Raw genomic sequence first — 12258 nt, 5'->3', positions numbered from 1 at the left:
GTGTCCTTAACTGATAATAATTAAAATACTGAAAATTAAATGTTTAACTTAAATTTATTCGTGTGAAAAGAATCGTTTTAATTTTAGTTTTAGCATTGGCATTTGTAATTGATGCTAATGCGCAGGAGAGCAGTAATAACGTAAAGGTGATCTCATTAGAGCAAACCCCGGGAGAGTTTACCCAGAAGGCCATAACGGTTAGTGAAGGAACCTACGTTTTTGAGGTGTCAAATAATCATGTTGGAAAGGATGTTGGTCTGGTATTGGTTCCAAAAGGAAAGGATGCCGGTAATCCCGAAAATCACATAAAAACAGCCTATGTAACAACTGTTGTTAAAGACGGAAAAGTTGAAAAGTCTAAAGCTACAACATTGAAAAAAGGGGAATATGTGTATTTCTGTCCATTGAATCCGACTCCACAATATATTTTGGAAGTAAAGTAGTTTTCGAGGTATAAAGTAATAAAGTAAGGCTGTTCATGTTCAAAAGACATGAGCAGCCTTACTCTATTGTTTAGGGTTAATGTTTTCATGATTGGTTTTAGGACTGATAAACATTGTTATTTACTTTGATCGACGGAAAATTTAAGACCTTCCATGTCTAAGGGAATAAACGTAAAGGTGCAGTTTTGAAAATCATTTGTATAGGGTATTTTTACCACTATTTTGTTCCATCCTTTGTTTAGGGTTAACAAAAAGGGTTGTCTGGTCCAATAGAGTTCTTCTTTACTCCAGGGAATTTCCTGATCTTCTGCAGACCCCCATCCCTTTTGTTTGCTGGGTTTCCAATTAGGGTTTTGCCATTGTGGGCCTGGTAATTCTTTGTCGTTTAAGTAAATGATACCGCCATTGGCATCCCACTTTCCGTTATCAGGCAGTCCTGAATACACTCTATTGGCTCTTAGAGGGGTCTCAAAATTGATCCACGATGGGACCTGCTTTTGTTCATCGCTATATATATAGGTCATAGCATAAGCACACTGATCGGGTTTGATCTCGGGGAAGTAGCCGTTATTCAGCCAGCGCGCTTTGATAACCAAAGTATTCCCGGATGCCTTTTGCCATTTGATGTCTTTTCCGTTATAGGAATAGTGAGAAGCATCAATTTTAAGAATGTCGTCACCATCGTTTCCATTAAAGGGGCCTATAACATGCCACTGCTTGTCACTTTGGGCAACATAAGGAAAAGGTTCTTTAGAAAAATAACGATCTTTATGATCGATTAAAAAATTTTCATAGTGTTTAAAATATCTGGCAGCCTCGGCATTGTTAGTGGGTGGATTTACCAAGTAACTGTCGGGAGCCGATGTTATATCCGCGGTCCAGGTAGACCAGGCATAAGTGAGTAAAGCAGGGTATGCGGGGTTTTGTATAAATGCATCGTTTTCATCGTTTAAGTTAACGTCTGGCCATAAGCATATAATACCTCCCAATACCTTATTATGGGATTCGGAGCCAATAGGTTTAAATAAAAGGGTATTGATGAACGACATGGGTTCTCCTCCGTTAATATAGCTTCTTTGTGAATCTATTTCTTCTATTCCGTCCGGATTCAGATTAGGATTGCTACCCCATGTTTGCCTTATCACACTTTTGTCTGCTTCTAGTCCCGGGGACCATACAATCGCTTTTCGATCATTATCTTCAACTATTTTTACCATTTTTGAGATAAACTCCTTCGGGTTTTTGATATGAATTTCATCGGATCCGAATTTCATCGGATCCGATGTGTATCATTGGGGCCATTTCTTTTGGAATTTCACTAAAAAATTCATTCAAAACAGTTTTCAAGGCGTTCATGCCCTCATTCGATTCCATTCTGAATCCCATTGCTTGGACAAACGAATCACTATGACCGGGCATGTCGATTTCAGGGATTATGGTAATTTGACGTTCCCTGGCATAAGATATCAGTTCCCGTATGTCGTTGTAGGTGTAGTATTTACCGGGATCTCTTGTTGGTCTGTGATTTTCAGGGGCCACCAGTTGTGGGTATGCCTTGCTTTCGATGCGCCATGCAGGCCTGTCAGTAAGATGCCAATGAAAGGTGTTCAGTTTATATTTAGACATGATGTCTAATTGCTTCTTCAGGGAAGCCATCGTTTGAAAATTGCGGCCTACGTCGATCATGTATCCGCGTATTGGAAAAGCCGGATGGTCTTCTATACGACATAATTCTAATTGTAAAACGCCATCACTTTTTTGCCTCAAGAGCTGACGTAATGTTTGTAGTGCATAATAATGTCCTGACTCGGTGGAAGCCTTGATATTGATTCCTTTTTTTGTAACCTCCATAATATAGCCTTCAGGTAATACATTCTTGTCGGTTAAAAACGCGATACGATAAGAATTATCTTGTTTTAAAACAATCCTATAATCTTTACAAATTTGCGTTACTTCCTTATCTAAAACGTGAGAATCGGTATTATTGAGAGGGATAAAAGAGATTGCTGTTATTTCGATATGCTTATGCTCCCAACGAATGGTCTGAGGTCTGGGAATGAGTTTTACCGGATCTTCATCTAGTTCGTATGAAGAAAATTTGGAATGAAAAGCTTTGCTGTTATCCGGGGCATTGGAGGAAGCGATGTCTTGAGGCATTGCCTTATATCCGCTAATCATAAGAAGTAGAAGCATTCCATAAGAAAGGAGGCTTCCCGATTTGTAAATGTTCATGAACTATTTATTTTCAATTTTGGAGACTAAAGGTACTTTTTTAAGGTTACATAGACCGCATGGTGTTTTAGAAAATGGGTTTAAAGTATGGGTTTAGGTTTTCATTAAATAATTTGATGTCGGTTTGTGAGAAAAGTCAAGAAAGCCGTAACTTTACAAAAAAGCCGTATTATGTTATTAAAAAAGATAGAAAAAGCACTTAATGATCAAATAAGAATTGAAGCAGAATCGTCGCAGATCTATTTGGCAATGGCCTGCTGGGCGGAAATAAAAGGTCTTGAAGGTATTTCGAATTTTATGTACAAACAATCCGATGAAGAGCGAGACCATATGTTGAAGCTTGTTAAGTTTGTAAATGAGCGGGGCGGGCATGCTCAAATTTCGGCCTTAAAGGCGCCGAATGTAACATTCAAATCGTTTAAAGAAATGTTTAAAAAGCTTTTCGAACACGAAGTCTTTGTTTCAGAAAGTATTAATGAATTGGTTCATGTTACCCTACAGGAAAAGGATTATGCGACGCATAACTTTTTGCAGTGGTACGTTTCTGAGCAAATTGAAGAAGAAGCCATGGCTCGTACGATTTTAGATAAAATAAATTTAATTGGGGACGATAAGGGAGGTCTGTACTTGTTCGATAGAGATATACAGACCCTAACCGTAAATACCGCTTCTGCAGAAGATATTCAATAATTTTAACATTTAACCTTATTTAGATTTAATAAAAACAACTACTTTTGCCCGAAGTAATCATTTAGATGGATTCTCTTGGGCAAAAAGAAGAAAAAAAAGGCAATTAAGAAACTTGAAAAGGCGGGAATAGTACTTCCTGAAAAAGTAAAGAGCAGTTGCTGCAAGAAATACAAAAAAGGCGAGAACAAACGCTGTAAGAAGTGCCCGTGCTATGACTTACTCAAGAAAGTGGCTTAATGTTTCAAGCCGTTTATTAATTATATATGAAGAGCAGATTATTAGATAAAGTAGTCTGTTTTTTTTAGTATATGTGACAATCCCATTTAGATTTGTGTCTATAAAACTAAAGAGTAATACTGTAATAGTTTTTAAGAGTTATTTGTTTTATCTAATCTATAAACGGTATCCTCACGTATATGTTAGTGTATGCTATTAATTTTTATAAATATTATATGAAACGAATAATTTTATTAGTTATGGCCGTGACTTTAATGGCCTGTGGAGGATCAAAAACTATAAGAGATTCTAAAAAAGTTATGAAAGGCAATTGGACATTAAATTCAATTAGTTATAGTGAAGCCGGGACATACAATGTCACTTTGCTTAATGATGTTTCCAAAGCTTGCTTTGAGGGGAGTACTTGGCAGTTTGTACCTAATAATAATACTGGCATATATTCTATCGGTAAATACGCTTGCGAAACTGGTGACCGTCATTTTATTTTTACAATTGATGAAATAAATAAGCAAACAGGGCTTTATGATTTTTTATTGAAGCCTACCAACGAGAAACATAAATCGGAAACTAAACAGGGCTTTAGGTTGCGCTTAGCATCCTTATCGGATACCGCCATGCAATGGCAGCAAACCGTATCAGTAGATGGAAAGCCGTTTACAATTACTATGAACTTTACAAAATCTTAAAAAAAAATATTGACAAATGAGAAAAATATTAAAAAGAGCAAGTATATTAATTTTTGCTGTTGCAATTACAGCAAGCCTTACTAATTGTAAAGCAATCCAGAATGCAAACAATGCTCAAAAGGGAGGTGTAATTGGAGCAACTGGAGGAGCAGTTTTAGGTGCTATTATAGGTAATAATGTTGGAAAAGGTGGTAATGGCGAATTGGGAGCCGTTATTGGTGGTGTTGTTGGAGGAACCGCAGGCGTGCTTATTGGAAAGAAAATGGATAAACAAGCACAGCAAATAGAGGAAGAAATTCCAGGAGCTCAGGTAGAACGTGTAGATGATGGTATTGTTGTAACCTTCGATGAAAATAGTGGTGTGTATTTTGATACCAATAAGTACAATATCAATGCAGCTTCTCAAACCACTTTAAATAAGCTTATAGGCGTTTTTAAAGAATACCCAGATACCAATCTTTTGGTTGTTGGGCATACCGATAGTACCGGTGCTGAAGATTACAATATGACACTTTCTAAAAATCGTGCTTATGCCGTTACGAATTATCTGGTACAGAAAGGTATAAGTCAGGGGCGTTTAACTACCAATTGGTTTGGAGAAACGCAACCTTTACATGACAATGCAACAGCAGAAGGGCGTGCAAAGAACAGACGTGTTAACATAGCCATCTTGCCAAATGAGAAAATGATAGAAGCGGCTAAAGCAGAAGCTGGCAATTAAAAAAAAACAGATTAAATTTGTGAACATCTCGTTTTCAATGTTACTTTGAAAGCGAGATTTTTTTTTAGACACAGTTTAAATTTCTTAATAAACAATTAAGCTATACATATTTTAATGACCAGTATAATATCCTTTATAGTAGGACAAACCCAATTATCGACCCAATCTGTAAAAAATACAATTGAATTATTAAATGAAGATTGTACCGTTCCTTTTATTGCACGTTACCGAAAAGAACGAACCGGTAATTTAGATGAGGTTCAAATAGGTGAAATAGTTAAGTTCAAAGAACAGTATGAAACTTTAGAAAAGCGAAAGTTAACTATTTTAAAGGCTTTAGGGGAACAAGGCGTTTTAACACCCAATCTGGAACAAAGAGTAAAGAATGCTGAAGACCTGATGGCTTTGGAAGACCTATATCTGCCATATAAAAAAAGCCGTAAAACAAAAGCAGACAACGCTAAGGCTTTGGGGTTGGAGCCTTTGGCTAAAATTATAATGGCACAAAATACCAATGATCTTGAGCCTATTGCTAATATATATGTAAAAGGAGGAGTAAATACTATTGACGATGCCTTAGAAGGAGCCCGTAACATTATTTCTGAATGGGTAAACGAACGTAGTGATATTAGAAATTATATTCGTAACCAGTTAGAGCGTTACGCTATGCTCTCTACTAAAGTCATTAAAACAAAAGCAGATGAAGAGCAAGCGCAAAAGTTTAAGGATTACTTTGATTGGTCTGAAAGCTTAACCCGTATGCCGTCACATCGGTTACTGGCTGTTTTAAGAGCAGAAAAAGAAGGTTTTGTTAGAGTTAAGATAGAGATTGATAATGAGCGAGCTATTGAACATATCGAAAACAGGATTATTCGTTCTAAAAACGGATGTTCAGATCAAATACAAATAGCTATTAAAGATGCATACAAGCGTTTAATATTGCCATCGCTTAGCAATGAGGCTTTACAAATAGCAAAAGAAAGAGCTGATGCCTCTGCCATTATGGTATTTGCTAAAAATTTAAAACAGTTGTTATTAGGAGCTCCACTAGGGGAAAAGCGTGTTATGGGTATTGATCCCGGATATCGAACGGGATGTAAAATAGTGTGTTTAGATGCACAGGGACAATTGAAATATAACGAAACAATATACCCTCATCCACCAAAAAATGATACTGCAGGAGCAATGAAAAAGATAAGCTCTCTGGCTGATGCTTATAAGATTGAAGCCATAGCCATTGGAAATGGAACGGCCTCACGCGAAACAGAAGCACTTATTAGAAGAATTCGTTTTAAAAATGAGATAGAGGTATTTGTGGTTAGTGAAGCAGGTGCCAGTATTTATTCGGCTTCAAAGATAGCGCGGGAAGAATTTCCTAATTACGATGTTACCGTGCGCGGCTCGGTTTCTATTGGAAGGCGTTTACAAGATCCTTTGGCAGAACTGGTTAAGATAGATGCTAAATCAATTGGTGTCGGGCAGTATCAACATGATGTTGATCAGACAAAATTAAAAAAAGAACTCGATACGGTGGTTGAGAGTTGTGTAAATGCTGTTGGCGTTAATATTAATACAGCAAGCAAATCCTTGTTGAGTTATGTTTCGGGTATAGGTGTAAAGCTAGCAGAAAATATAGTGGCTTATCGTGATGAACAAGGCAAATTTACTTCAAGGGAAGATATTAAAAAAGTGCCTCGTCTAGGAGGTAAAGCATTTGAACAAGGTGCTGCGTTTTTAAGAATTAAGGATGCTAGAAATCCATTAGACGATTCGGCGGTTCACCCTGAAAGTTATGCCATTGTTGTTAAAATGGCCAAGGATTTGAGGAAGAACATTAGGGAGCTTATTGGAAACACAAAAGAGCTTCAAAGCATAAATTTAGAAACCTACTGTACAGATACTATTGGCTTGCCAACACTTAAGGATATAATTAAAGAACTCGAAAAACCGGGATTGGATATTCGTGAAAAGGCTAAGGTGTTTACCTTTAATCAAAATATTAAAACAATTAACGATCTTCGGGAAGGACAATTGTTGCCTGGGATTGTAAATAATATAACCAATTTTGGTTGTTTTGTGGATATTGGTATTAAAGAAAGCGGGCTAATTCATGTGTCTAACCTGTCAGATGGTTTTGTAAAAGATGTAAACGAACACGTGAGTTTGCACCAACAAGTTATTGTTAAGGTTTTAGATGTGGATATTCCTAGAAAGCGAATTCAGTTAAAGTTATATAAGTAATTTGTAATCAAATATTTGTAAATTGTAGTGTTTTGTGAAACTCTAAATTATAAAAGATGAGGTCTTTTTTGTTTTTTGTGCTTATTGTATTAGGGACGTTTTCGACGGTAGCCCAAAATAATGATATTATATTGAAGACTAATGGTGAAGAGATGGAAGGGACCGTTAAGGAAATTAATGACGATACTGTTAAGTTTGTTTATAAGAATGAATCCGTAAATTACAATGTTAAAAAAAGCGATATTGTAAAAATTACGTTCGCTTCTGGAAGGATTGAGTTTTTTAATAAGACAAGTTCTTTGAAAGGACAAGATGTAAACATTGAGGATCATCACAATAGGGTTGCGATTCTTCCTTTTGCTTATATAAAAGATGAAAGTAAGGGCTCTGAAGTAATATCTAACAGAATTCAGCAGGAGGCTTTTTCAGTTTTTAGCAAGCATAATGGTGAGCTGAAGTACCAAGATCCAAGGACAACCAATGCTTTGTTGATAAAAGCGGGTGTAACCAATAATAATATTGATGGTTTTACTATGGGAGAGATATGTCATGTGCTAGGTGTAGAATATGTTATTCAGGGAACGGTTTCGGTCGAAAAAACACAGCAGAATACTTTTAGTAGTTCAAATGCCACGATTACATCAAAGCGTGATAATAAAGTACATGTAGATAAAAAAGGAAATTTAATAGGTAATATTTTTAATGATAATAAAGTTAAGACTTCAAGTAGTTCCAGTTCAACAACGGTTCAAAATTACTCAACGTCTATGATAATGAATATATATAATGATAGGGGCAGTAGTATATTTAGCCAGGATCATACAGCATTTTGGAACACACAGGATGCTTATAAAATAACACTAAAGTATTTAGCTAAACGGACACCGTTTTATAAGAAATGAGTTGTTAGAGCATTTTATAAAAAAAGGGAGAACTATTTGGTTCTCCCTTTTCGATACACAGAAATATCTGTACTTATCTATTCATGTTTTTTATTTCTTCGGTAAAGGTGTCGAGCGTAGCACCCTCGCTTACTAAAGTCAATGCCTTGTCTATAACATATTTTACGTTTGATGGTGTAAAACCTAAACCAACAGCAATTTTTGTTAACAGAACTTCTTCATGGTCACCTTTAATGTGATCTACGTATACCATACGAGCCAAGTCGTATAAACGCTCTAATCTCATATCGTATGAATGCGGAGGATTAATTGGATGCGATTTATAATCTTTTAAGATTTGTTTATAATCATCCTCGCTAATACTTAAATTATGGGCCAACCTGTCTAAAAAGGCTCTTTCCTCTTCAGAGATTACACCATCATCCATAGCAACACGCACGATAGCGGCAAAATGATCTTCGTTACGCTTTTTAAATCCACTGTCAAATAAATCTGAAATCGACATATTATATGTTGTTTTTATATGCTGCAAACCTACATTTTTTTTTGTACAAATTAAAATGAAAAGTAGGATAAATTAGACCGTCTTTTTTTTCATTGATTTCGTATTATAAGATACTAAAAAAACAAATAGCATTGTATGTTAAAAGCAATAAGTTCAAACGTTTATAATTTGTAATTCTTGGTTATATTTGCACGTAAATATGTGTGGTGTAAAACCAAGGACTTACAAATTTAATTAGTTGAGTAAAACCATTCTCTCTCAGACTTACGCACAGCTTTTGCAAACGCAAAAGCTGGAGGCAGCTATTGCCGATTCCAAAAGGAAAGTACATGTTAAAGGGCTCGTTGGATCGTCTTTTTCTTTTGTTATTTCAAATGTTTTTAAAGCGTCTAAAGCCCCATTTTTAATCGTTTTTAATGATAAAGAAGAAGCTGCTTTTTATCTAAACGACTTAGAGCAGTTATGTAGTGATAAGGATGTTTTGTTTTATCCTGGCAGCTATCGGAGACCTTATCAAATAGAGGAAACAGATAATGCTAATGTTTTGCTGCGGGCCGAGGTGTTAAACCGTATAAACTCTCGTAAAAAGCCGGCCATTATTGTTACCTATCCCGATGCGCTTTTTGAGCAGGTAGTTACTAGAAAAGAATTAGAGAGGAATACGTTAAAAGTTGGTGTTGGAGATAACCTGTCTATTGATTTTGTTAACGAAGTGTTATTTGAGTACAAATTCAAAAGAGTCGATTTTGTAACAGAGCCAGGTGATTTCTCAGTTCGCGGAGGTATTGTTGATGTGTTTTCCTTTTCGAACGATGAGCCTTATCGCATTGAGTTTTTTGGAGATGAAGTAGACAGTATTAGAACCTTCGATGTTGAGACACAGTTGTCTGTAGAGCAGATAAAAAAGATAAATATTATTCCCAATGTAGCCAACAAGCTTTTAGAAGAGCGCCGACAAAGTTTTTTGAATTACATAGCAGGCAAAACGACGATATGTCTTAAAAATGCAGAGTTGTTTTTTTCAAGGATAGATGATTTTTATGCTAAGGCCGAAGCTGCTTTTAAAACACTGTCGGCAGATATTAAGCATGCAGAACCCAATGAGTTGTTCTGTAATTCGGAGATGCTTAAAAGACAACTGTTGGATTTTTCGATTATAGAATTTGGTAGTTCGGCGATCCTGTCAAGTACGGGAAAAGTATCTCATAGCATCGAATTTAATACGATGCCGCAACCAGCCTTTAACAAGCAATTCAATTTGTTAATTGAAGATTTAAATGCAAAGTTTAGTGAGGGATACGATAACTATATAGCCTGCGTTAGTGAACAACAAGCAAAGCGGTTTCACGATATTTTTGAGGATGTAGAAGAAGATGTACACTATAAAACTCTGGTGCTATCGTTACATGAGGGGTTTGTTGATAATGATGCCAAAGTAGTTTGTTATACAGACCATCAAATTTTTGAAAGATACCATAAATTCCATATCAAAAATGGTTATGCTAAAAAACAGGCCATTACACTAAAAGAGCTTACAAACTTAGATATTGGTGATTACGTAACGCATATCGATCATGGTATTGGTAGATTTGGAGGGCTACAAAAAATAGATGTTGAAGGGAAGAAGCAAGAGGCTATAAAGTTGGTGTATGGTGAGCGCGATGTATTGTATTTAAGCATTCACTCGCTACATAAAATAACCAAGTTTAATGGTAAAGATGGGAAACCGCCAAAAGTATATAAGTTAGGGAGCAATGCTTGGAAAACACTAAAGCAAAAAACCAAGGCGCGAGTAAAGCATGTTGCTTTTAATCTCATAAAGCTATATGCTAAAAGAAAGACACAAAAAGGATATCAGTACAACCCCGATAGCTATATGCAGTTAGAGTTGGAATCGTCTTTTATTTATGAAGATACCCCAGACCAGAGCTCTGCAACTGCAGATATTAAAGCAGATATGGAAAGCGAACGTCCTATGGATCGTCTAGTTTGTGGCGATGTAGGATTTGGTAAAACCGAGGTTGCTATTCGTGCAGCCTTTAAAGCTGTCGATAATGGGAAGCAAGTAGCGGTATTGGTGCCTACTACAATTTTAGCCTACCAACATTACAGGACATTTTCTGCACGCTTAAAGGATTTTCCTGTTACGGTAGATTATGTTAATCGCTTTAGGACGGCTAAAGAAAAGCGGGAAACATTAGAAAGCTTAGAAAAGGGGAGTGTAGATATCATTATCGGGACCCATCAACTCGTTAATAAAAATGTTAAGTTTAAAGATTTAGGGTTGCTTATTGTAGACGAAGAACAAAAGTTTGGAGTGGCCGTAAAAGAGAAGTTGAAAACTTTAAAGGACAATGTGGATGTGTTAACTTTAACGGCAACACCAATTCCGAGAACGCTTCAGTTTAGTTTAATGGCAGCTAGGGATTTATCGGTAATTACTACGCCGCCACCTAACCGGTATCCTATTGAAAGTCATGTTATTCGTTTTAACGAAGAAACCATTCGTGATGCCGTGAGTTATGAAATACAACGAGGCGGTCAGATATTTTTTATTCATAACCGTATTGAAAACATTAAAGAAGTTGCGGGGATGATCCAAAGGTTAGTTCCCGATGCTAAAATTGGTATTGGTCATGGGCAGATGGAAGGCAAAAAATTAGAGCAGCTTATGTTGGCTTTTATGGATGGTGCTTTTGATGTATTGGTAAGTACCACAATTGTGGAAAGTGGGCTTGATGTTCCTAACGCAAATACCATTTTTATTAATAATGCAAATAATTTTGGGCTTAGTGATTTGCATCAAATGCGCGGACGTGTTGGACGTAGCAATAAAAAAGCTTTTTGCTATTTCATAACGCCGGAATATTCGGCAATGACCGAAGATGCCCTGAAGCGTATGACTGCTTTGGAGCAATTTACGGAGCTTGGTAGTGGTTTCAATATAGCAATGAAGGATCTGGAAATACGAGGAGCTGGAGATTTGTTAGGTGGTGAACAAAGTGGGTTTATAAATGAAATAGGGTTTGATACGTATCAAAAAATATTGAATGAAGCTATCGATGAGCTAAAAGAGAATGAATTTAAGGATCTGTACCAAGAAGCCGATGAAGATAAGGTTTATGTAAAGGATATTATAATCGATTCGGATTTTGAATTATTGTTTCCAGATGATTATGTAAATAATATTGCTGAAAGATTAAATCTTTATACGCAGCTTAATAACTTAAAAACCGAGGATGAATTGCAAGCGTTTCAGGTGGAGCTTGTCGATCGGTTTGGGGAATTACCGGTTCAAGTATTGGATTTGCTAGATAGTGTTCGTATTAAGTGGTTGGGGACTAAAATAGGTTTTGAAAAGATCGTTATGAAACATGGTAAGTTTGTTGGGTATTTTATAAACGATCAGCAAAGTAGTTTTTATCAAAGTAAAAATTTTTCAAAAGTACTCCAGTTTGTGCAATCCAATCCTGGAGCTTGTAAAATGAAAGAAAAACAAACACGCAATGGTTTACGTTTATTGCTTACTTTTGAAGGTGTTAAATCGGTAAAGAAAGCATTGCAAATACTAAAACCTATTATGGCTTAATTATTGTCTATA

General features: G+C 36.2%; 10 protein-coding genes. 7 read left to right on the top strand and 3 right to left on the bottom strand.

Going from position 1 to position 12258, the window contains the following annotated elements; all coding sequences use genetic code 11:
• Positions 1–62 precede the first annotated feature (62 nt).
• Entirely contained in the window at positions 63–443 is a 381-nt protein-coding gene (locus ABD792_RS03855; RefSeq protein WP_345004479.1) for a cupredoxin domain-containing protein, read from the top strand.
• A gap of 116 nt (positions 444–559) precedes the next feature.
• Here the strand turns inward: ABD792_RS03855 and ABD792_RS03850 are convergent, their stop codons facing one another.
• Together ABD792_RS03850 and ABD792_RS03845 are read right to left on the bottom strand one after the other, a co-directional pair.
• The gene (locus tag ABD792_RS03850) at positions 560–1717 is read right to left on the bottom strand and encodes a hypothetical protein (protein WP_345004478.1); all 1158 of its coding nucleotides are present in this window, start codon (positions 1715–1717) and stop codon (positions 560–562) included.
• A complete protein-coding gene (locus ABD792_RS03845) occupies positions 1698–2621 on the bottom strand; it encodes a family 20 glycosylhydrolase (RefSeq protein WP_345004477.1) in 924 nt (307 codons plus the stop codon). Before ABD792_RS03845 ends, ABD792_RS03850 begins: the two co-directional genes overlap by 20 nt.
• Positions 2622–2846: 225 nt before the next feature.
• Between ABD792_RS03845 and ABD792_RS03840 the strand changes: the two genes are divergently transcribed.
• The 5 genes from ABD792_RS03840 to ABD792_RS03820 all read left to right on the top strand — a co-directional run bounded on the left by ABD792_RS03840 (position 2847) and on the right by ABD792_RS03820 (position 8152).
• Positions 2847–3365: a ferritin gene (locus ABD792_RS03840; protein ID WP_345004476.1), complete on the top strand. Its 519-nt coding sequence runs from the start codon at positions 2847–2849 to the stop codon at positions 3363–3365.
• Between the two features lie 452 nt (positions 3366–3817).
• Positions 3818–4288, top strand: coding sequence for a lipocalin (locus ABD792_RS03835; RefSeq protein ID WP_345004475.1), 471 nt, complete (start codon positions 3818–3820; stop codon positions 4286–4288).
• 16 nt (positions 4289–4304) lie between these two features.
• Entirely contained in the window at positions 4305–5009 is a 705-nt protein-coding gene (locus ABD792_RS03830; RefSeq protein ID WP_345004474.1) for a YiaD family glycine zipper/OmpA-like lipoprotein, read from the top strand.
• 114 nt (positions 5010–5123) lie between these two features.
• Positions 5124–7250: a Tex family protein gene (locus tag ABD792_RS03825; RefSeq protein WP_345004473.1), complete on the top strand. Its 2127-nt coding sequence runs from the start codon at positions 5124–5126 to the stop codon at positions 7248–7250.
• Positions 7251–7306: 56 nt separating this feature from the next.
• A complete protein-coding gene (locus tag ABD792_RS03820; RefSeq protein WP_345004472.1) occupies positions 7307–8152 on the top strand; it encodes a hypothetical protein in 846 nt (281 codons plus the stop codon).
• A 73-nt stretch (positions 8153–8225) separates the two neighbouring features.
• On the opposite strand, the gene ABD792_RS03815 is transcribed toward ABD792_RS03820, so the two are convergent.
• A complete protein-coding gene (locus ABD792_RS03815; protein ID WP_345004471.1) occupies positions 8226–8657 on the bottom strand; it encodes a tellurite resistance TerB family protein in 432 nt (143 codons plus the stop codon).
• Between the two features lie 238 nt (positions 8658–8895).
• Between ABD792_RS03815 and mfd the strand changes: the two genes are divergently transcribed.
• Positions 8896–12246 carry a transcription-repair coupling factor gene (mfd, locus tag ABD792_RS03810; protein ID WP_345004469.1) on the top strand — a complete coding sequence of 1117 codons (3351 nt, stop codon included), beginning with the start codon at positions 8896–8898 and terminating at the stop codon, positions 12244–12246.
• Positions 12247–12258: the final 12 nt, after the last annotated feature.

The sequence above is a fragment of the Snuella lapsa genome (genome assembly GCF_039539345.1).
GTDB lineage: Bacteria > Bacteroidota > Bacteroidia > Flavobacteriales > Flavobacteriaceae > Snuella > Snuella lapsa.
This window is presented reverse-complemented; position numbering and strand designations above follow the sequence as displayed.